This window comes from Paenibacillus sp. HGF5 (genome assembly GCF_000204455.1).
GTDB classification, from domain to species: Bacteria; Bacillota; Bacilli; order Paenibacillales; family Paenibacillaceae; genus Paenibacillus_AQ; species Paenibacillus_AQ lautus_A.
Map to the genome: position 1 here is coordinate 20,448 of NZ_AEXS01000096.1, position 22,618 is coordinate 43,065.

Consider the following 22,618-nt stretch of genomic DNA (forward strand, 5'->3'; position numbering starts at 1 on the left):
TTCCTGAATTAGTCAGTTGTTAAAGCTATAAGGCACCCACAACCCGGTGAGGTATGTACGGCTCTTCCAGGGAAGCCATCTCCTCCGGCGTGAGTTTGACCGTAAGCGCGGCTGCGGCATCCTCCAGGTGAGATATTTTGGTCGCGCCGACAATGGGAGCCGTGATCGGTTCTTTCTGCAGCAGCCAGGCGAGCGCAACTTGAACACGGGGAATGCCACGCTCTTCCGCAATGCCTGCAAGCCGTTCCACAATGGCCCGATCGGCATCCGCCGTGGCATCATACTTGGCTTTCTGAGTCATGTCGGTTTCGGAGCGATGCGTCGTCTCTGACCAATCGCGCGTCAATCGTCCCGATGCGAGAGGGCTGTACGGGATCACGCCGATTTTTTCGGATTTGCACAGCGGCAGCATTTCGCGCTCTTCTTCGCGGTAAATGAGGTTGTAATGGTTCTGCATCGAAACGAACCGGGTCCAGCCATTCTTTTCAGCGGTATGCTGGGCTTTGAGAAACTGCCAAGCATACATGGCTGAAGCTCCGATGTAGCGAACCTTTCCGGCTTTCACCACATCATGAAGGGCCTCCATCGTTTCTTCGATAGGCGTATCATAATCCCATCGATGAATCTGGTACAGATCAACATAATCGGTACCCAGCCGCTTGAGGCTCTTGTCGATTTCGCTCATGATTGCCTTCCGGGACAGTCCCATCCCATTGGGGCCCTCGTGCATACGGAAATGAACCTTTGTCGCCAGGACGATTTCGTCGCGATTCGCATATTCTTTCAAGGCGCGGCCGACAATTTCCTCGCTTGTACCGTCCGAGTAGACATTCGCCGTATCAAAGAAATTGATGCCAAGCTCCAATGCCTTTTTAATAATAGGACGGCTGCTCTCTTCATTCAACACCCATTGATGCATCCAGCGCTCGGCTACGCCAAATCCCATGCATCCAAGACAGATCCGGGATACGTCGAGACCGGTGCTCCCTAGTTTCACATACTCCATAATTATCCCTCCTCTGACTTAAGTCTATCACTTGGAGTTAACTCTAAGTCAATACGCAATAAACGCTCATGATGCTCCCCTTGACTCTAAACCACATAAACAAAAGAAACACCGTATTAATCACGGAGTTTCCTTTGCATGATTGTGTATTGCTAGCTTACGAATCGCTTTGAACCGTAGATAACGAAACGAGGACAGGACTGGCAAAATCCGAAGCCTCCTCGCCTTTTGGATTGTGAAGACGGCCCCCTACGTCAGAAACATGCGGACATTTAAAAGGTGAAGAATCAACGAAAAGAAGCTCCGCCTTTTTCACAAGGGGAGCTTCTTACGGGTTAGTCTGCAACGTCGGGTTCGCGTTAGAAAGAGATGGATTTTTCGTTTTTATCCTGACCTTGCCATAGCATAACCGGGATCAGAAGCAGGGCGAGTATGCTCCCGGCAAATGAAAGTGTGGCATAACTGGAATGAGCAACCACCATACCTGAAAGGGCACCACCTGATGCCCCCGCAAGGGCAATCAATACGTCAACAGACCCTTGCACTTTCGCACGGTTTGTTGAGGTTGTTGCATCTACGATCAATGCCGTTCCGCTGATCAAGCCAAAATTCCATCCCAACCCTAGAAGAGATAGGGCGACAATCAATACGGTCATGGAATCAGCCGGTGCTATGGCGGCAATGACCCCTGCAAGCAGAAGCGTAACTCCAGAAGCCATAGCCATTGCCTTACGTCCGACTTTATCGACCAGGATACCGGTAATGAGGGATGGAAGATACATCGATCCGATATGAAAACCAATGACAAGACCCACTTCGCTTAGTCCATGACCATGATGTCTCATATGTACGGGCGTCATAGTCATAATTGCTACCATGATAATTTGCGTTAAGATCATAACCACAGCGCCGATTGCGATTCCACGCTTTCCTGATCCTGCAGTACCCATTTCTTTTGCCGAAGAGGCATGCTTATCCGATTTTCCCTGCACTGCTATAGCATTTGCTACCAACAAAGGATCGGGACGTAGAAAAATAAGCAAAACGATGCCCGCAAGGATATATGCCGCAGCTGCCAATAAAAAGGGCCCGGCCAAACTCGGTATCCCCACCGACAGGGCGAAATCGCCAGTGACATTCACTAGATTCGGGCCTGCTACTGCACCAAAGGTAGTGAATACCATGGCCGTACTAGCTGCGGTTGCTCGTTGCTTAGAATTAGCCAGGTCCGTCCCGGCATAACGTGCCTGCAAATTCGTTGCGGTGCCTGCGCCATATATCAATAATGAGATTAAGAGCAGAGTCAGGCTATTCAACATGGCTGCTAATACGACTCCAATCGCTCCTATGCCTCCCGTCAGAAAACCGAGTCCCAATCCCAAACTGCGTCCATATCGTTGGGAAAGACGGCCAACCAGCAAGGCCGCACCAGCTGAGCCTAACGTAAACAGTGCCGTTGGTATACCCGTAAAGTTGTCGGTTCCCAGCATATCCTGAGCCAAAAGCGCCCCTACGGTAATGCCTGCCGCAAGACCAGCGCCCCCGAAAATTTGTGAAACAACAACGATGTTTAGTGTCCGCCGGTACAATTTACGTTGTTTTTCGGGTGAATCCACATAGCCTTGCAGCGAAGCCGGCAGCTTCGTCATATCTTTTTTCGAATACATTCAAATGACATCCTTCCGTAGAAATGCGATATGAAGTTGCCCCTCTGATTACCTTGAATCGAGGCCGGTTCCACAGACCTTAAGCTTTCCAATTCGTCGTCGTATACCTTCATGATTGAGTGAATTGATAAATTAAAGGAAGCTTGTTTCACGAAATGGCCTGCTCTTCGCTGTTTCGCTTATTCGTAAATTCTTCCCAGTCCTGAACCCTCTTGCTTAAGCGAGCCGCATCGATTCCTTTGGACTTTAGTATCTCGATGGCTTTGACAGACATTAAACAGTGAGGACCTCGGCAATAGGCTACGACTTTGGCCTTCTCAGGCAATACATGCAGCTGTTCGGCCAGCTCTTCTATAGGTATCGAGATAGCGCCAGGAATATGAGCAGCTTCATATTCGTCCTGTGGACGAACATCGATCAGCGTCACTTCCCCTGCTTCCATGCGGCTCATGAGTTCTTCAAACGATACTTCTTCTATTTCCGATAGCTGACCCAGGAATTCGTTTTTAATATGCTGGACTTCAATTAGTTGTTTTTCAGATAAACCATACAGAGAGTCTAAAAAGTGCAAGACTGCAGGATCAGCGATTTCATAAATAACGAAATTCCCTCGTTTCTTATAATCGACTAGTTTGGCATGATGGAGGGTCTGCAAGTGTTGAGAGACATTCGCTATAGACATGGATGTAATTTTCGATATAGCTTCTACGGATTTTGGTCCTTGTGTCAAAACATCCAGAATTTCTAAACGTTTTGGACTGGAAAGGCATTTTCCAATTCGTGTAAATTCCCTGTATAATTCGTCTTTAAGCTCTCTTTCGTTCATGGATTCAACACTCCTGCAATAAACTATTCAATTGATATATTGAATAGTTTAAGTGGCATTCTGGTTTGCGTCAATATTCTAATAATAAAAAAACAGGCTGCCGGTTGGATGAACCAGCAGCCTGTTACCTCGGCTTGTATTCTTGTTTGGAAGAACTCTGCGCTTAGCGCAGTGTTTAATCCCCAATATGTAAAAATAACTAATCGTTTAATCCCTTACCATTCAGGATATGCGGGATATATTTTTCAACCCTTGACTCTCGTGTTTTGGCTTGCTTGGGTGCAGAGAAATGCAGAATGTACGCTCTCTGCCGACCTGGCGTCAATGCTTCAAAAGCCGCTTTTAGGTTAGTCATTTCCTCGAACTTATTCTCCAGCTCTACAGGTATGGTGTAATCCGTATTCTTTTTAAAATTTACTTGCAGACCGGCTTTCTCCACTTCAATGGCTTCCGTAATATAGGCTCTCACGATCAGTTGCATTTCATCTATATCTTGAGCATTGGTAAACCGAATCTGGCGCGCGGCCTGAACGTTCTCCGTTTGCTGGATCAGGATCCCATGGGGATCTTTTAACAATGCGCCTTTGTGAAACAGAAGCGCACAATAATCCTTAAAACCGTGGATCAACACGATATTTTTATCGTCGAACGTGTAACAAGGATGCATCCACTTAAAATCCTCGGTCAGCCCGCAGTCCAGCGCAATTTCTCTCAATAGCCCGAACTCTTCTTTCCACTTTTTTAGCTTATTAAAATACGGATCAATCTTTGTATTCCTTTCACCTTTTGTCATCAAGGTGCCTCCTCTGCGTTTGGTGGTTCTGGCTTGCTCGTTTGCGGTTCGATATATCTGATCAGTACAATACGGATTCTAATATACTGGCACAAGCCCCTTTGATCTAAGTAACTCTAATTTCACTAGAGGTATACTTTTTTCATGTTCGCCATTTGTAACTTCCAAGCCCTCACGATCGACAAACACAATAAAGTCTTCAGTAAGGACGGAGTTGTCGGACCAGTTCGTTTCATTTACCGAATAGGCCACCTCCTGCCACAACTTCATACCTTCCTCCCACCAATCATCTGTATTATGCCAAAACATAATAAGATTTCTAAGTTTCTGAATTAGTTCTTGATCTGTAAGTTCTTTTTGGTACTTCACAGGATGCTCTCCCGAATTCCAGATGGTCTCATAGTCCTTTTTGTTATCCACTTGCTCATCTCGTATAATTTGCAAGCCAGGTTGGAAAATCGGTGAGTATACCGTATGAGCTTCATCATGTAGAAAGATGGCAAGAAAACAACAGCTTCTATCTTTTAATACTCGGGACACATTACCAATTATCTCTTTTAAAGCTGCTATTAGTCCTTTTTTAACTTCCTCTCGGAGAAGCGTCACCTCTTCAGCCAACATCTTCACATAAATTACACCTTTTGTGCCATCTAATACTCGACTGAGAATGCCTTTCTCATCATACTCAAAATAGGTTCGCACTAAGTGATCAAAATAACCTGAGTTATTTTCGTATTGAGGCTGATATACTTGAATCAACCGTTCACCCTCATATATGTAGTCTTCGTACTGTAATTTATCATTCCGAGCAGAGTATTCTATGTACCGCTTGATGAAACCATCGTATATCAAATATTCCTTTATAGAGTCCAATACTCCACGGACATATAATCTAGTGATGATTCGGTTGTCTTCGTAGACGGTATAAGCGTATCCATCAATTAATTCATCACAAGCTGAAATGCGAAGTCTATCTTGATTATCAAATTCATAATAAGTGTACGTCTCCTCTTCAGTAATTCCCCCTGGAACCGTACTTTGTCGCCCATACCAATATGGAGAAATATCATAACGTTTGCTTATGGTATATTCTCTCCTACAAATTGAAGACTCAGCCTCTTCTTTATAAAATTTATAATTATCTTGCGCTTCCTTACATAATTTCAAATAATATTCTTTATCAACCATTTTGGGCTCCTTTTTTACAATATGATTGACAAGCAATTCGACACAAAGCCAAATTTCACCTTTTTTGTCCTCTTGCCCTACAGTGATTATTTACAATCTTTTTTTGCTTGATTGTCATAAACAAAAAATAATCTTGGCCGACTTAAAGGCCAAGATTATTGACATACGAGCAATTCGGAAACGATTCACGATGAGCCGAGGCTGCATCGTCCCTTCGGCTCCGATCGGTTTTGTTTGCGTAAAGGGCAGGGTAGCTCCCTTACCTACTTCTACTGCTCTCATCGTGTTCTATATGGACAAATAGCCTGGTTAGAGAACAAATTATGTTGTTTTCTCATACAAACGCTCAGGCACTGCCTGCACGAACGGAGACCACTCGCCCGTCGCGTAAAGATGCAGGCGGTGCATGGCCCGCGTACAGGCCGTATAAAGAAGCTTGCGTTCATTTTCCCTGCCGTAGGCTTCGGACGAAGCATCATAGACTAAGACCGCATCGAACTCGATGCCCTTTGCCAGATATACGGGGATAACCATCACCCCGTTTTGATAGGTGACGGTCTCCTTCGTAATGAGCTGCAAGGCTTCGCATCCCTGCAACTGTAATGATTCCAATGCTTGCCGGCTTTCGGCCGCAGTCTTCGTAATGATGGCAATAGAGTCGATGCCTTCGGCTTTAAGTGCCGCGATGTCTTTCAGCAACTGCGCATCACGTCTCTCTCTGCCTTCAAACCTAGCAAGAACAGGCTTCGGTCCGCTCCTCTCAAAGGGTACGATGTCCGACTCATCGATAAGCAGTTCTTTCGTGAATTCCACGATCTCCCGTGTAGAACGATAACTGCGCACTAGACGAATCAAGCTTGTATCGGCTTCACCATAAAGCCGAAGCAGAGGCGAATCGTCCCCTTGCAGCTTTGTGGACTGCATGAAAATCGCCTGCCCGAAATCGCCGAGTACCGTCATGCGGGCACGAGGGAATAGTTTTTTGAGATACTCGTATTGAAACGGCGAGTAATCCTGTCCCTCATCGACGAAGATATGCCGAATCTCGGTGTTCGTCCGAACGCCTTCGATCAATTCTTTTAAATACAAATAAGGAGTCGCATCCTCATAGAATAATTCGAGCCGATCCAGCTTTTCTTTGGTTTGCCTGCAGATTTCAGGCCACATTGCAGGGACATCGGATTCCTTCGTTTTTTCCCGATATGCAGCTACATCGCCGAACAATTGGACGTATAAGCCATGGGCATCGATAAACGATAATTTCCTTACGGTTTGCCTCAGCGGTTTGAAGCTCTTCTTCACGATCCGCTGGCTGAGCAATTCCTCTTCCCTTCCGGCGAAGTCAAAGTCGCCTTCATCTCCCCGGCGTTTTTTGCTTTTTATCTCGTTCACTACGGCGTAGTGCTCGGCAATGTCAAAGACTTCCCGATCCTTGTGCAGCTCGCCGAACACTTCGGCATAGAGCTCCGTATCGAGGTAACTCAACTCCTCGACTACCCAGGACGCTTTAAGCTCCTTGCGTTCCAGTAGTGATAACTCCTTCATCAGCCATTTCTGTAGCTGCTCGACCCGATTGGCCAAGCTCAAGGAAGGGTCGTAGCTGTAAAATTGGGTCCTCATTTGCTCCGCCGTAATCAGATCACGCTCCCGGAATCGAATGCCTTTGAATAGCATCCCTTCCCGGCCCAGCCACTGCGCATAATTCTGCAAGGCTTTCATGAAAGACTCCGATGCCTTGTATTGAATTCCCTGAAGATGTGTCTCGTAATTCGGGGTTGATTGTGCGGTCAGCACATATTCGATCTGATCAAAGGGATCCTCCAGTCGCAAGGATGGACCCAGCCAGTATTCGAGATATTCCTGCAGCGTCGTCTGCTGCATGTTCTCCTCGCCGAGCTCGGGAAGAACAGAGGATACATAGCTATTAAAAATCGGATTCGGCGAGAAAAGAACGATCTGGTCAGCCTTCAGCGAATCGCGGTTTTTATACAGCAAGTACGCCACGCGCTGCAAGGCCGCAGAGGTCTTCCCGCTGCCGGCCGCGCCCTGTACGATCAGAAGCCGGCTGCGATCGTTTCGGATGATGGCGTTTTGCTCCCGCTGAATGGTGGATACGATGCTTTTCATCTGTGAATCTGCGCCTTTGGCAAGCATTTGCTGGAGCAGCTCGTCGCCGATCGTCAGGTTCGCATCAAACATATTTCGAATTTCACCATTGTGAATCTGATACTGCCGTTTCAGCTCCATCCTACCCGAAATCTGCCCCATCGGCGTGATGTATGAGGCCGCGCCTGGGGAGTGGTCGTAGTAAAGACTTGCGATGGGAGTACGCCAATCATACACCAGAAAGTTCATTCCATCTTCATCGATGAAGGATGATACGCCGATATAAATCTGCTCGCTCAGGTTCATGCCGTCTTCCAGAAAATCGACGCGCCCGAAATAGGGAGAAGGCAACAACTGATTGAAGTTCTTCCATTGCTGGGTCAGAAGCCGCTGCCGGCGTTCCCGTTCGGATAATATCGCGGCCTGTTGTTTGATCGTATAGAATGTTTCTTCGAATTCTTCATCCGTGCTTGTGTTCACCGTTACTTCTTCCCAGAATCGTCTGCGTATCTCAGCGGCCTGGTCGCTTAGCCCGGTAACCACAGGTTCCAACTCGCCAATCCTTGCTTTCAGCTTTTCCCTGACCTGTTCCAGCCGTTCTTGTTCTGTCTGCCATTCTTTTGCTTCCATGATGTTCTGACACACTCCCTTTACCATTTTATGGGGATAAAAAAGAGCATTGACAAATCAGAGGTCACTGGTGTACAATCAAATTAGGAATAGTAATGATAATGCCAGTTAACTTGATTTTTTTCAATTGCGCTATTGATTATAACATAGCGTCTTTTTCATGTTCAATTATTTTTTTATTGTCGCTTGGCTTATGGCCAAGCTTTTTTTATTTCTGCATATGATGAACTTCTCCGCTCTCCCTCATAAATCCTTGTCCCTTCGCGTATCCACTTCTCACCATCGGTCCATCCGTCCGTTTCATGGAGGGAATTTATTAGTACTTAACAAAAAAAGCAGCCGATTACGTGTCGGCTGCCTACTCAATATGGATCTATCGGATTTCTTGCAGTTCATTCACTTGCCTGTCACTAAGTTATTATCACTCCCGGTATACATTCGAACAATGCGATTAACCGGTTACGCGATTCACGATTTTCAGTACGGCATCCCTCGTTAATTTGCTTCCGCCAGCAGATATAAGATTTACTGTGGCATGAGCTAAAGATAATGGAATTTTGCAAAATTTCAATGCTGGACCATCCTTCAAATCGGCAATATAAGAATCGGCAATTTGTAAATTGCGGCGTGTGTATTGCTGCATCTCCTTAAATCCCCAACCATCCGGATAGAAGTCGACGCCACGATGAAGATCCTCTTCTCTATTGCGAAGGATATTTACCGCTTGTAGTCCTCTTCCGAAGGCAATTGCTTTGGTTGAATCAGACTGCGTCCCGTCATGCCAGAGCCAAAGCTCGGATAACAATTCTCCAACCATCCCAGCCACGCTATAGGTATATCTGTCCAAATCCTCTTCCGTATGGATATTCCACCCGCTTTGAACCCACTGCGCCATATGCAACGACATCTTGGCGATGTAGCGATATACGATTGGGGCACATGACGACGGACAAAGAAGCGCCCAGTCATCGATCTGCATCGTAACGGCCGGTAGTATTTCTTGGTAAGGTGAAAGCAAATGTTGTGTTCGGGTTACCATCGTATCCTCGGATTTGAATATATCATGAATGCCCAGCAGCAGTTTCACTTTCACTTCGTCCGTGAGTTCTTTATGGTCCTCGATTTCGTCAATTGCCCTCATGCATAGATAGGCAGATGTAACAGCCTCCTTTAATCCCAACTCCAAATAACTTATGGGAATATAAAAAGTCCGGCTCGTCTTCTTTAACATGATCATCGCTTCATTCAGGGTAACGTTACTAATGAGTATTCCCTCCAAGTATCAGACTCAGCTTTATATTAATTATTACTATGATAACATACATAGATATGGTTAAAGCAAATTTGCTAACGTCCATCGTTAAAACAAAAAAGCCGCGGTTTCCACGGCTTTTTATGCATGTTTAATCTTATCCTATCAAACAGGGCGACCATAGTAGGTTATCGGATTCCGTTCTTCTTGTCTTGTTATGCAAATAGCTCCAGGCCAAGAAAGAGCAGTAAACCGCTAACACTTGCATAAGCACTGAGGAAATGTTGTTTGGTATCCTTCATATAGCGTCTTTCTACAAGGGAACGGAACGCATGCAGAATTGCAACAACAAGAATAACATCCTGATGAGCCCACACTCTCCATTCCAATACATATCTCATAACGAAGATAGCAATGAGGGAAGCGACTACTAGGATGATCTCTCCAATCAAATGAAATCGATTGATATGCTTATATAGCAGTCCGTCTGACGTGGAGGAGACCTTCAGCTTTTTTTTGATCCAAACGTAGCCGCAAATGAAGATGATCGCATACAACATGAGTGTCATGAGGAACATTCATGAGGTCCCCCTTTCAAAAAGTAGCAGTCATTATCAGCTTAACATCTTCATGATAGGTTTTCCACAATTACATGATTATGGAATAAGCTTGATTTGTATTTTCTGAACATCAGATGTCGAAAAAAAACCGGCCATAATCCTGGCCGGTTCTTCCGCATGAAACTGTTAAGGCTTAGGTTTGATGTGCAAGATGTCCGTGATCCGGCGCTTTTTGATTCATGATCGGCACCATGACCAGTGAGCCAAGAAGGAATAATAGTCCTGCCCCGCTATAGATCGTGCTCAGTGTGAAGGCATCCTTTAACGCGCCGGCGAAAGACATCGAAATGACCATCATGCCAACGAACATCGGATTCAAAACCCCGTTCACCCGTCCGACGATGGAAGCATTGGACCATTTCAGAATCATCGTGCTGATCCCGATATGAATGCAAGGGAACACAAGCCCATTTAGAAATTGAACGGTCAGTGTCAACGGAATGCTCGTCGAATACCCGACAATTATCGTGCAGACGGCGCCAGACAGCATGCCTATGGCAAGAAGTAATTGCGGCGGTACCCGCTTCGCAAAGACGGCTACGATCCCGCCGCCGATCAGCATGGCTGCACCATTCACCATCAGCAGGTATTGCAGGAACTCCTCGCTCCTGCCCAGCCGCTCGGTTACGATAAACAGGTTGAGGGCTTGAGCAACGCCGACCGCAAGTCCTGCGAGAACAAACGCGAGTCCAAGCATTCGCAGCACCTGGCTTTGCCAAACATAGCGGAAGCCCTCAACGAAATCTTTACGGAACTGGCCTTTGGCGGCGATGGTCTGCGGCTTCATATTATCCTCGGGCAGACGAACAAGGACGAGTGCGGACAGCAGAAAAACCGCGCCCATGATCGCAATCGATGTTTCAAGGCCGAACGTGCTGTAAACGAAGGTACCAAGCATAGGGCCGAGCACCATGAAGATGGCCATCAGCGATTGGAATAACGCCATCCCTTGCTGCAGTTGTTCTTCAGCCACATGATACTTAAATAAACGCATGCTTGACGGCTGCGAGAATTGTGAAAGGATAGCCGAGATAAACGCAACGAGGTAGACGGAATGCCAAGAACCGTAATGTATGGTCAGAAGGACAACGAATACCGATACCGCGGATAACAAGTCGCACCAGATCATTGTTCGCTTAGGCCGCCAGCGGTCGGCAAATGTACCCCCGATGAACGAAAAAACAAAAATAGGAGCGAATTCTGCTACGCTGATTAACGAGATCGCATATGGATCATTATTCGTTCGATCCGCAACGTACAGGAGAATAGCAAAATTACGTACCCAGATCCCGATCTGCAGGAGCACGCTGGATAATAAAATCGTCTGCAGGAACCGATTGCGAAGCAGGCTTGGTGCTTGGGTGCTTTTATCGTGCCTAGTCAATCTTTTCTACCTCCAATTTGTCAATGAAAATGCATTTCTTGTGTAATGGAATGACTCTCCTTTCATGATCTAATTATACGGACCGCATCATCGTTCACCTCCTACTTAAGACTGAATTTTCACTTATGTAGCTCCGCTAAATTCCGTTCAATTACAGTTTCTTTTATATCCATTCTCTCCCTTGTATCTGTTCGGAATCGGGAATTATAATGATGGTACCACGCCAGTTCGTTGAATAAACTCCGTAAGCTTGCTTGCATCAACCGGCAGCTTCGGTGAATGGATGCCAACGGAATCCAGAAACTGAAACGGTGTGTATTGAATAAACCAACTGCAGCTTTTATTAAAAATTCACCCCAGGAGGCGTTGAACGTATGATTGAAATTACCACTGAACTTGTACGCCGGTTAATCCATAGTCAATTCCCCCAATGGAAGGATTTAACCATCAAACCAGTGGAAAAAAGCGGACACGATAATCGCACCTATCGGCTGGGTAACGATATGACCGTTCGTCTGCCAAGTCACGAACGCTACGCTTCAGCTGTCGAGAAAGAGCTGACATGGCTCCCGGTCTTCAAACCACAATTGTCCTTGCCCATTCCGGCTCCGGTTGCAAAAGGAGAGCCTACGGAAGAGTATCCTCTTCCATGGTCGATCAATCGATGGATTGAAGGCGAAACCGTAACGCATGCCAACATTCGGGATGTTAACGAATTTGCCGAAGACCTCGCTACATTTTTGAAGGAGTTGGAGGCGATCGACGCAAGCGGCGGCGTGCCGGCAGGCACCCAAAATTTTCATCGCGGAGGAAACCTTGCCGTCTATGACAATGAGACCAGATCCATAATCGAAACTCTATCCGACGAATACGATCAAGCGCTTATAACGGAAATTTGGGAACTCTCCCTTACGACAAAATATCAATCCGCACCGATGTGGCTGCACGGCGATGTTGCTGTAGGCAATCTGCTCGTAAAGGATGGACGGCTGTGCGGCGTTATCGACTTCGGGACTATGGGTGTCGGCGATCCTTCAAGCGACCTCGTGATGGCATGGAACTTTTTTGACGACGACAGTCGCCGGATTTTCCTAAACCGCATGAATTTTGATGATAACACCGTTCATCGCGCACGAGGATGGGCCTTGTGGAAAGCACTCATCACCTTCGATTGGAATGAGCGTGGCTCGGAAGCCTCGAATTGGGGGAAGCACGTGATGGATGTCATTATCCGAGATTATAAAAAGCATGGCGCGTGATATCGAATGCCCTTCATTCGGTAACTGTTCAGCAATCGTCGCTTCGAGACAGACATATTAAGACGTTTTCAACGTATACAGCTGCGAAACCGTCCTGTCGAGCTGATCTTTAATGAGGATCGCTTCCGCATATCGGGCTGGTATGCCTTCATACCCGTAGTAAATACCTGCCAGCCCGCCGGCGATGGCGCCGATCGTATCGGAATCATTCCCTAGATTGGCCGCCTTCTGTACGACTCCTGCCAAATCGGATGTGTTGAGCAAAATATGCAGTACCCAGCGGAAGGTATGCACCACAAAACCGCTCGCCGGACAATCGGGCTCGGCTTCAATCATGTGTTCGTATTCGCCTCCCGCCACCTCGCCCATGACGGCAGCCCTTAAGTTTTCACCCTGTAAAAGGCGCCACGCGATTCGGTTGTACATGAGGCAGGCATCGGTGCACCTTGGATCGTAATGCGTCATCCTCGACTGCAGAATCGTCACTCGTTCCATATCCGCCAGATCATTATAGGCCAGTGCCGCCGGCAGGCAGCGCATGAGGGATCCATTCCCGCCGCTTTGCCCCATATCCATATGCGCAACAAAAGCCGCTTCGAGCCAATCCCCGTCGTAGGTTTGAAAAACATGCCGGATGATATTCCCGATATCTTTGGGCCGCGATTGATACCATTCCATAAAGAAACGCCCGATCGCTTCCATCGGCTCTGCAGGATTCTCGATAATGCCTGCCGCGACGCAAAGCGTCATCATCGTATCGTCGGTCACTTCTCCCGGTTCCAGATTCCAGACCCCGCCGCCGATGATTTCCGTCAAATAACCATACTTTGCTTCGATCTCCCGCGTACTCATAAACTCCGTCGTCCCGCCCAAAGCGTCGCCCACGGCCACCCCGTATAGTCCACCCTTGATGCGGTCGAAATATGTGTTGTCCATGCAATCACCTCACATTCTGTCCATGTAAAACCCCTCGCAGCATTATATCAAATTTATCGCCGAGGAATGTCTTCCCCACTCAAGCGATACTCTGTAAAAAGCAGTAAACCCAGCCTTGGTAACGGATTAGGTTTAATACTTAAAGTCAGTTTCGCCGTTCATGAAAAGACATTAAACCTCAGTATAAATCTGAAAGGTCACGCCGAATTTATCGGTTACATCGCCAAAGCCTGGGCTAAAAGGGGCTTCCTCAAACGGCATATTCACTTGACCCTCTTGCTCCAAGGCTTCAAAAAATCGTTTGGATGTCTCCACGCTGTTCGTTGAAATGCAGATGGTGACCTGTTTGCCTTTCGGAATCGAGGTGCCGATCGGTGCATCCGAGAACATGAGTTCAGCTTCGCCAATCCGCAGCTTCGCATGTGCGACTAGCTGATTTAATGCATCCGTGTATGTGTTCGGCATTTCCGGCATGTCTCCGTATGTAATGATGGAAAGGACTTCGGCATCTAATGCTTGTTCATAGAAGCGGATAGCTTCCCTTGCATTCCCTTCCATATTTAAATAAGGGGTAAGTTTGACTGTCATCCTCATTCAACTCCTTTTTTTCAATCATAGCAAAACAACCAAGAACGGATTTCTTATGGATTGCTATCTTGAAAATCAGGTTAACTATCCCCTTTATAAAAGCAACCCAAGCGAATGGGCTTGGGTTGCTTCGTTTATTTCAACATGGGTTTTAAGCCGTGCACCTTATGAAACCGAAATTTCCTTTTCCATAATGTAATCGTCCATTACAAATCCATTCCCGATATCCGCGATTTGTTCCCGCACGGTTCGATAGCCTTTTTTCTCATATACGGCGATACTGGATTCATTATGTCGATTAACCGTCAGCCAAATATGGCTTAAGCTTCGGTCTTTACACAGCTTTTCCAGGAATGTCATCGCTTGACTGGCATAGCCGCGTCCACGGTGCTCCTTGCTAATGTAAAACTTGCTCAGGAAGAGCTTGTCCTCTTCTTGTCTGACCGACATATAACCGACGGTGAAGGAGTCAGTCGAATGGATCAAGTAATATTCGTAGTCCTGATGCCGGATCTGATCCGTAATCGCCGGGACTGCTTGATATTTGCCGATCATGTATTCGATCTGCTCCATTGAAATGATGGATACGTAATATTCGCGCCAAATTTTTGCCGCCAGTCGGGCAACCTCAGCGATTTCTTCCACCGTTTTTACGTGCGTAAATTTCAGTTTCATACATCTTCCCGCCTCTCCCGGATCGTTGGTTCACGCTCTACTACCATATCATCCGATCCCCGGCAGGTTCAAGAATGGTTGGTTGAGCCGGGAAAGATTGTTATTGGAATACTTATCAGGATAATGCTTAAGTCCGTTCTCCCGAGTACATGCTTTCATCCTGCAATCGAACCAGTACCTTGCCGTAACGCCCACTCTGCCGGATGGTGACTTTGCCGGACGGATACGCTTGCTCCAAATAATCAGTGATCAATTTCCGCTTCTGATCATCTAGGGCTTCACCATGACCGCGAAGCCAGTTCATGATTTCCTGCAGCGCAGTTTCGCTTGAGACTTCCGTCGTTTTCGTTTCCCGCGTTACAAGGGACTCGTAGGAATACCCTTTGAGATACAGCAGGTGAAGCAAATACCCGAATTCCATATGTTTCGATCGGTAAGGCTGATCGGTGATGAGCGGCCAGATTTCATTCATCAGGCTGATCTCGGTGGAACCTGCGGGCATACTGATATAACAAAACTCCCGGGCGCATGACAGTACCTTCTCCACGCTCTGCCAATCCACGATGACCGGGCACATCGAGAGAAAAACGAGATCGAACGCTTGGCTCCAGCCTTTGTCCTGTATATCAATATCTTCAAAACGTTCTGGAACGATCTTCACCTGATCCTGTGGAAAATTTGTTATATTCTCTTTCAGCAGATCGATCAATGGCAGCGAAGACTCCACGGCCGTTACATCCGCCCCGCGCTCTGCAAACGGAACCGAAAACACGCCCGAAGCGGCCCCGATATCCAGAACGGAGGCATTATCGAATCGGATGCCTTGCCCTTCAAGCCAGTTCATGATGCGCGAAGTCCTTTTTCTCCCTTCTTCATTAAATGATTGCTCATTGAAGATCCGGGCCTTATGATCAAACGCTCGGGCCGGTTCAATTCCGGCTTTTTTCATTTTGTTGATGACACTGTCGCCATGTTCCTTCCAAGCTTGTTCCCATAGGGCTTCATTAAAAAAATCGTTCAAGACATCCCTCTCGCTTTCCGTTATGGTTTATGGTGCATAGCATGACAATTGTGGATAATTGACATCCATAATTGTGGCGCATGAGAAGTATATTACTTCCCGTTTCAGCATACTGACAAAAATTTAATCACGGATCTACGTTATCCATAATATATGATTCATTCCCCATATGCAATGCCCTTTTTTTGATCTATCTGCGGTTGGCACACTGCCGCTGGCAAAAATTGAGCATAGCCCACATATAAAAAAACGGTCGCCTATTCCTCCAATCGTCTGAAATCAATATCTCCGTTAAGGTTATACAGCCGATCTTCCTCCGGAGGAAAATCGGCTGTGCTTCTGATATTTACTAGGGATCTTGCGTTGTTCTACTTTGCTAGCCTTACATGTCGGTGACGCGAAGAGATTCCCCCGACACTTCAATGGCAAGATCAGGCTTCGCCTATCATTTGCCGCTCAATTTGCTTCATTTCATAGAAGTAGCCCTTTTGCTCCATCAGCTCCGAATACGAGCCTGCTTCCATGATTCTGCCTTGATCCATGACCACGATCCGGTCCATTTCTTCCAAGCCGGTCAGCCGATGGCATATGAGAATAAGCGTATCATCCTGCGCTTGCGCCAGCAATTGTCTGAAAACACGCTGCTCGGTGATGTAATCCAGTGAAGACGTCGGTTCGTCCAAAAGCCACAAACGCCCTTTCCGGAGCATGGCCCGCGCCAAGGCCAGCCGTTGCTTTTCTCCGTCGGACAAGTTCTCGCCCTTCTCATATACCGCAGCGTCCAGAGATTGATTCGGCAGTTGGACTTTATCCAGTATAGCGGACAACTCATGGTCGTCGTGATGTTCGGCATCTTGCAGCAGGTTGTCTCGAATGGTTCCCCGGAAGAAATGACTGTGCTGCAGCACTACATTCGACGCTTGCCAAATGCTCGCTTCATCCAATTCCTGAATCGAAACATCATGCAAACGAATCTCGCCTTCTGTAGGGGTACGCAGCTTGAGCAGCAATTCGACGATCGTTGTTTTCCCTGACCCGCTCGGTCCGACAATGGCCGTTTTGGAACCAGCGGGAAAATGGAGGGACACGTTTTGGAGTGCAGGACGCCATTCATCTTCATATTGGAACGAAACCCTGCGCAGCTCCACCGAAACGGCTTCGTTGCCGGATAGAAAGCCGCTCGGCTGCGGCGACATCACATCGGCAGCATGAACGATTTCCGCCAGCCGCTTGGCCGCGTGCTCGCTGTCCTGCTTATAAGCCGGCAGCGTGGCCATTGGCGCCGCCTCTTCGAACACCGTAAGCGAAGCCATGACCAGCATGGCGAGAAACACGCCGGCAAGGGAGCCGTCCATAATCAGATAAGCACCGAGAATCAGCACGCCCCAAGAAATGAGATACGTCACAAAAGTATGCAGCGATTGCCCTCGCAGCAGGTGCACGGCAGATGCCTGCTGCTCCGCTGATAAAACTGCCGAGGCATGCTGCAGCAGCTTCTCTCGCTGCTTCAGCTGCCCATATACTTTTAAATCACGGAACCCGTAGAGCAGTTCGGTCACTTCCGTGGAAAATGCCGCCCGCTGCCGGCGAACGCGACCATGAATTCTTCTCTGTCCAAGCAATACCAGCGCTGGAACCACAAAAGCCGTTGCCAGCATCCCCGCCACAAACAAACAGGCAATCCAGATCGAGAAAGCGGAAGTAAACAACACCGTCGCTAAAAACACCATAACAACGATGATAGGCGGATAAGCAACGCGCAAAAAATAATGCTGCAGGCTTTCCACATCCCCTACGATCCGCGCGAGCAGCTCACCGCTCCGCTTCTTGCCCAGTATCCCTGGCGTTAACGGAACAAGCTTGGCAAAAAAAGATGTGCGCAAACGGCTGAGCAGAGAAAACGTCGCCCGATGGGAATACAAGCGTTCTGCATAGCGGCTGCCCGCCCGCAGCAGACCCAGGATTTTCACCAGAGACGTCAGCACAATCAAGGTATAGAGCGGCGGGGCAAAAACCGCCTGCGAAATGAGGTATCCGCTAAGTGAAAAGAGACATACTCCTGCGATGCCGGCTATGAATCCGCCGATGATGGCCATGGCAATATCCTTTCGTTCCTCAATCATCGCTTTTGTTAGAATTGTCAGCTCATTCATGCGAACCTCCCTTTCCGATGGGCATCCACCATTTCGGCATATTGCGGCAGCCGAACAAGAAGCTCTTCATGGCGCCCGCAGCCAAGCAGGGCTCCGTTGTCCATAAACAGGATCTTGTCGGCATCTTTTATCGTATACAAGCGGTGCGCCACGGTAATCATGGTCGCTTTGCTTGCAAGCTCGGCAATGGACAGCTGCAGCACGCGTTCGGTGTGGAGATCCAATCCCACCGTAGGCTCATCAAACAGAATTACGGCTGGCCGCTTCAAAAAAGCGCGCGCCAGCGCAAGCCGCTGCTTCTCGCCGCCTGACAACCCCCTGCCCCCTTCGCCAACGAAGGTGTCATAGCCCTGCTCGAGCTCGGCTGCAACCGCAGCAAGTCCGGCAGCTTCAGCCGCCTGCTCGACGTCATTTCTAGAGACATCCCTGCCCGCGCCAATCGCAATATTCTCGGCAAACGTGCCGGCAAAGATATATGGATGCTGGGTAATGTAGCTGACATGATCAAACCATGAAGCCTCATCGTCTGAATTAAGCGCCCTTCCGTTCACCAGCACTTCACCTGATACCGGCTTCAGCAGCCCGGCCACGAGATGCAGCAAGGTTGTTTTGCCGGATCCGCTTTTACCGACAATCGCAATATGCTCCCCTGGTCCAAACGATGCGGAACCCACCGCAAGCTCGAAGGAATCCGGCGCATACTGAAACCGGATGTCCCTCAGCTCGATGGTCGGGGGCATTTGAATGAACCCCCCACCGGCTGTCCCTGGCTTGTCCACTGCAGTCGTCCAATCTAACTCGCCTGTTCCCTCCCTATGATCAGTACCCTCACGTCGAGAGGTTGCCGCTTCTTCATCCTGAGTTTCCTCAAGCATCTCTTCCACCTTACGGATTGCCCCCATACTGGTGCGGCCCCCGTGAAAGGCGGTTCCCGTGTTTTTTAACAAACTGTAAAACTCGGGCACCAGCAGCAGGATCAAAAAGGCGGTGTGGAAGGAAAGCGATTTGAAGACCAGGAGCTGAAGCGCCAGCTCAAGCGCAACGATGCCAATGCCGAGCATGACGATGGATTCCAGCATGAAGGTGTTGGTGAACGCAATTCGCAAAATGTCCATCGTCGCATCCCGGTACCCCAGGCTGCTGCGTTCGATGTCCTGCTGATGATGGCGAGCACGGCCGAAGAGCTTCAGCGAAACGAGTCCTTGCAGAGAGTCGAGAAACGTGCCGGAAAATTCGGCCAACTGCGCGAATTTCTCCTCCGATTTGTTCTTCGTTTTGAGCCCCACCAATACCATGAATATCGGGATAAAGGGAGCGGTAACCAGCATAATGAACCCGGAATTCATATGCTGCGTAAATACAACGGCTAAGATTAAAATAGGAATGATGGCAGCTTCCATCATTCGCGGCACATACTGGCTGAAATAACTGTCCGCCTCATCCACGGCATCCAGCGCCACGCTCACCTTTCCGCCTGTTTGCCCGCGAAGCGCCGTCGGCATGGAAGCCTTGGTCAGCTTTCGCAGCACGGCCGCTCGCATATCCGTTTTGGCCCGGGCAGCCATCTGCATACCGATTCGTCCATTGCCATACGACAGCAGCGTACGCGCAGCCATGACGCCCAGCAGAATAACAAGAATGACGGCAACCGACGACAACGAAGCACGCTGCACAAATATCTTCTCCACCGATTCCGCGAGCAGCACGGCCTGGCCCACGATGGCGGCACCGAGCGCAAGCGACACGCCCCCCAGGAGAACAAGGGGTTTTCTTTGCGCGGACATTTGCTGGGAGATCAGTCCCGTTTTTTTCTTCATGATGACGCCCCTCCTTCATGCCGACCTCTGTATATAGTTTCACAACGCTTCGATTTATTTTTTGCCTTTTACATAATCCGCATCAAACAGGAATAGCCTGAAGACCAGTATAAGGGACGGAATCAGCAGACACAGTCCGCCGATAAAGGCGATCACCAGCGCAACGCCCATCGACTCATGCGTGGCACCGCTTTGAATGGTAATATACGGATCCAGAATATACGGATATTGTCCGATGCCATAAGCAAAAAAGGCACAGAAAAACTGAAGCATCACGCAAATAAAGGCCAGTCCGTAGCGCCGCCCGCTGTATAGAAGCCATACGGATATCATGAAAAAACCAACGGAAAGCGCCAGCAGCCACCATAAGTCCATCATGTTTTGAAAATGCCGCTCATTATGTTGAGAGAGATAAATGAATGCCGTTAGCGCGGCAATGATGGTTGGCATGCTCCAGAACAGGGCATAGGTCCGCATCAGCTTGAGCGCAGGCTGGTCGTCCGCCCGGGAAGCGTAATAAGACAAGAACGAACCACTGATAAACAGAACCGACACAATGGCCAATGCGACGATGCTCCACGACAACGGGCTTGTCATCAGCGACAAGTACTCTAAAGAAACGGCCCCGCCTTCCTCCACGATAAAGCCGCCCTCGGAAAGGGTCAGTGCCACCGACAACGATGCCGGGATCAGCAATCCCGTGGCCCCGTATAAAAACAGATACACGATGTTTTCTTTGGAGCCGTAGTTCTCAAACGCGTAGAAGGACCCGCGGATGGCCAGCAGAATGACGGCGATGCTTCCCGGCACAAGCAGCGCGGAACCATAATAATAGGCCGTATCTGGAAAAAAACCGACGATGCCAACGAAGAAAAAGACAAAGAACACATTCGTGATCTCCCAAACCGGGGACAAATAACGAGAGATCAAACGATTGAGCAGATGGTCCTGCTTCGTCAAGCGGGCATAGAAGGCAAAAAATCCGGCGCCGTAATCGATGGAGGCCACAATCAAATAGCCGTACAAAAACAGCCAAAGCACGGAAATGCCTATCAACTCGTAACTGATCATAACGGCTCACCCTTTTTCCATGGAATGAATTTGCTTCTCTTTGGACAGTTCTTCAAGCTCGGCTTCTGCCGGCTTGTTACGGAATAAGCGCCGCAGTACAAAAATACACATGACGCCCAGCACGATATACAGAAGGAGGAAAAGGAAAAAGAGAATCCTCACATTCGGCGAGGAGGTGGCAGCTTCCTCAACCCGCATGTATCCGCGGATAATCCACGGCTGTCTACCGACTTCGGCATAGAACCAGCCCAGCTCTACCCCTAAGAACGCCAGCGGCGCGCTAAGAACAATGGCCCGAAGCAGCCACTTGTTGAGCTCGTTTCGTTTCTTCCACATCACGAACAAGAAATACAAGAACGCAACGCCGAGCATCACAAAGCCGATGCCGGCCATCAAATCAAACAAATAGTGCACGAGCAGCGGAGGGCGCTCATCGAGGGGAAACTCCTCCAGCCCCTTCACCTCGGCATTAAAGTCGCCAAAGGCCAGGAAGCTGAGCGCCTTCGGAATGTGAAGAGCCCCCATGACCTTCTGCTCGGCGTTCAGCCAGCCCAACAGGATCAGATCCGCGCCGCGTTCCGTTTCAAAATGCCACTCTGCGGCCGCCAGCTTCTCCGGTTGATGCTCCGCCAAAAACTTTGCGGACATATCGCCGGCAATAGTGGTCAGCAAACTGAAGACCAGCACCACGCCCATCATCAGCTTCAACGCTTTTTTGTAATACGCCGACGCGCCTTTTCTGAGGATAATATAAGCCGCAATGCCCGCCAGCAGGGCTGCCCCCGTCAGGTAGGCCGAGGATAATACATGGAACACCTTGGAGGGCGTTGCCGCATTAAACATCGCCTGCAGCGGATCAACCGCCGTAAAGTGACCGGCTTCCATAACGAAGCCGTCAGGCTGATTCATAAAACCGTTCACCGACGTGATAAAAAAAGCGGACATGCTTGCGCCTGCCACAATGGGTAACGTTAGCAGCCAGTGAATATACGGATTGCGGAAGCGGTCCCACGTGTATAAATAAATGCCGAGGAAAATAGCTTCAAAAAAGAACGCAAAAACCTCCATGAATAACGGAAGAGCGATCACGTTTCCTGCCAACTGCATAAAGTTCGGCCATACCAATGCCAGCTGCAGGGCAATCGCCGTTCCGGTTACGACGCCGACGGCCACGGAAATGACAAATCCTCTCGTCCATCTCTTGGCCATAAGAATGTAGTGTGAATCCTTCTTTCGTATGCCGACGAATTCGGCAATTGCAATCATTAATGGAACACCGACGCCGACCGTGGCGAATATGACATGAAATGCCAAGGTCAACCCTGTTAACCATCTGCTCCACAGCACCGTATCTACGACCATGCCAGAATGTCTCCTTTCAAACGCAATTCATTCGAATCGGGTCAGACCCTAACCTATACTTACCCGATATTCAAAGGCTATTATAACGAAGCATGATCACAAATGAATCACGACTGCGCTCCGTTCATGAAAGGATCGAATCTTTCTGACATCTCGGTGAAAAACAAGAAAACCACTCGTTCGAGCCATTGCATTGTCAGACGATACATGGTATTCGCGGCAGTGGTATACAACCGAAAAAGAACCCAATTTCTAGCCCACATG

At 48.5% G+C, this 22,618-nt stretch carries 18 protein-coding genes; 1 reads left to right on the plus strand and 17 read right to left on the minus strand.

Going from position 1 to position 22,618, the window contains the following annotated elements; genetic code table 11:
- Positions 1-25: 25 nt before the first annotated feature.
- The 9 genes from HMPREF9412_RS15035 to HMPREF9412_RS15075 form a co-directional block, all read right to left on the minus strand.
- Positions 26-1,006 (minus strand): aldo/keto reductase, encoded by a 981-nt coding sequence (locus tag HMPREF9412_RS15035; protein WP_009592487.1) that lies wholly within the window; start codon positions 1,004-1,006, stop codon positions 26-28.
- Positions 1,007-1,365: 359 nt separating this feature from the next.
- The gene (locus HMPREF9412_RS15040) at positions 1,366-2,673 is read right to left on the minus strand and encodes an MFS transporter (RefSeq protein ID WP_009592518.1); all 1,308 of its coding nucleotides are present in this window, start codon (positions 2,671-2,673) and stop codon (positions 1,366-1,368) included.
- A gap of 148 nt (positions 2,674-2,821) precedes the next feature.
- Positions 2,822-3,499 (minus strand): ArsR/SmtB family transcription factor, encoded by a 678-nt coding sequence (locus HMPREF9412_RS15045; RefSeq protein ID WP_009592543.1) that lies wholly within the window; start codon positions 3,497-3,499, stop codon positions 2,822-2,824.
- Positions 3,500-3,698: 199 nt separating this feature from the next.
- Positions 3,699-4,292 carry a YdeI/OmpD-associated family protein gene (locus tag HMPREF9412_RS15050; RefSeq protein WP_009592459.1) on the minus strand — a complete coding sequence of 198 codons (594 nt, stop codon included), beginning with the start codon at positions 4,290-4,292 and terminating at the stop codon, positions 3,699-3,701.
- Between the two features lie 78 nt (positions 4,293-4,370).
- The gene (locus tag HMPREF9412_RS15055; protein ID WP_009592458.1) at positions 4,371-5,480 is read right to left on the minus strand and encodes a hypothetical protein; all 1,110 of its coding nucleotides are present in this window, start codon (positions 5,478-5,480) and stop codon (positions 4,371-4,373) included.
- 321 nt (positions 5,481-5,801) lie between these two features.
- Entirely contained in the window at positions 5,802-8,216 is a 2,415-nt protein-coding gene (gene helD / locus HMPREF9412_RS15060) for an RNA polymerase recycling motor HelD (protein WP_009592529.1), read from the minus strand.
- A 451-nt stretch (positions 8,217-8,667) separates the two neighbouring features.
- Complete coding sequence (locus tag HMPREF9412_RS15065) at positions 8,668-9,453, minus strand: squalene/phytoene synthase family protein (protein WP_036672349.1); 786 nt, start codon at positions 9,451-9,453, stop codon at positions 8,668-8,670.
- Positions 9,454-9,683: 230 nt separating this feature from the next.
- On the minus strand, positions 9,684-10,046 hold the full coding sequence (locus tag HMPREF9412_RS15070; RefSeq protein ID WP_009592547.1) for a DUF4181 domain-containing protein: 363 nt from the start codon (positions 10,044-10,046) through the stop codon (positions 9,684-9,686).
- Between the two features lie 175 nt (positions 10,047-10,221).
- The gene (locus tag HMPREF9412_RS15075) at positions 10,222-11,472 is read right to left on the minus strand and encodes an MFS transporter (RefSeq protein ID WP_009592450.1); all 1,251 of its coding nucleotides are present in this window, start codon (positions 11,470-11,472) and stop codon (positions 10,222-10,224) included.
- 374 nt (positions 11,473-11,846) lie between these two features.
- On the opposite strand from HMPREF9412_RS15075, the gene HMPREF9412_RS15080 reads away from it, so the two are divergent.
- On the plus strand, positions 11,847-12,731 hold the full coding sequence (locus tag HMPREF9412_RS15080; protein WP_009592485.1) for an aminoglycoside phosphotransferase family protein: 885 nt from the start codon (positions 11,847-11,849) through the stop codon (positions 12,729-12,731).
- 57 nt (positions 12,732-12,788) lie between these two features.
- Here the strand turns inward: HMPREF9412_RS15080 and HMPREF9412_RS15085 are convergent, their stop codons facing one another.
- The 8 genes from HMPREF9412_RS15085 to HMPREF9412_RS15120 form a co-directional block, all read right to left on the minus strand.
- On the minus strand, positions 12,789-13,667 hold the full coding sequence (locus HMPREF9412_RS15085) for an ADP-ribosylglycohydrolase family protein (RefSeq protein WP_009592541.1): 879 nt from the start codon (positions 13,665-13,667) through the stop codon (positions 12,789-12,791).
- Positions 13,668-13,838: 171 nt separating this feature from the next.
- A complete protein-coding gene (locus HMPREF9412_RS15090) occupies positions 13,839-14,255 on the minus strand; it encodes a VOC family protein (protein ID WP_009592512.1) in 417 nt (138 codons plus the stop codon).
- A 165-nt stretch (positions 14,256-14,420) separates the two neighbouring features.
- Positions 14,421-14,930, minus strand: a complete 510-nt coding sequence (locus HMPREF9412_RS15095; RefSeq protein WP_009592497.1) for a GNAT family N-acetyltransferase — start codon at positions 14,928-14,930, stop codon at positions 14,421-14,423.
- 127 nt (positions 14,931-15,057) lie between these two features.
- The gene (locus HMPREF9412_RS15100; RefSeq protein ID WP_009592473.1) at positions 15,058-15,951 is read right to left on the minus strand and encodes a class I SAM-dependent methyltransferase; all 894 of its coding nucleotides are present in this window, start codon (positions 15,949-15,951) and stop codon (positions 15,058-15,060) included.
- 431 nt (positions 15,952-16,382) lie between these two features.
- Positions 16,383-18,104 (minus strand): thiol reductant ABC exporter subunit CydC, encoded by a 1,722-nt coding sequence (gene cydC, locus HMPREF9412_RS15105; protein ID WP_009592533.1) that lies wholly within the window; start codon positions 18,102-18,104, stop codon positions 16,383-16,385.
- Positions 18,101-19,921, minus strand: coding sequence for a thiol reductant ABC exporter subunit CydD (gene cydD / locus HMPREF9412_RS15110; protein ID WP_009592525.1), 1,821 nt, complete (start codon positions 19,919-19,921; stop codon positions 18,101-18,103). Before cydD ends, cydC begins: the two co-directional genes overlap by 4 nt.
- Positions 19,922-19,975: 54 nt before the next feature.
- Positions 19,976-20,992: a cytochrome d ubiquinol oxidase subunit II gene (locus tag HMPREF9412_RS15115; protein ID WP_009592515.1), complete on the minus strand. Its 1,017-nt coding sequence runs from the start codon at positions 20,990-20,992 to the stop codon at positions 19,976-19,978.
- Positions 20,993-20,998: 6 nt separating this feature from the next.
- Entirely contained in the window at positions 20,999-22,354 is a 1,356-nt protein-coding gene (locus tag HMPREF9412_RS15120; protein WP_009592508.1) for a cytochrome ubiquinol oxidase subunit I, read from the minus strand.
- Positions 22,355-22,618 lie beyond the last annotated feature (264 nt).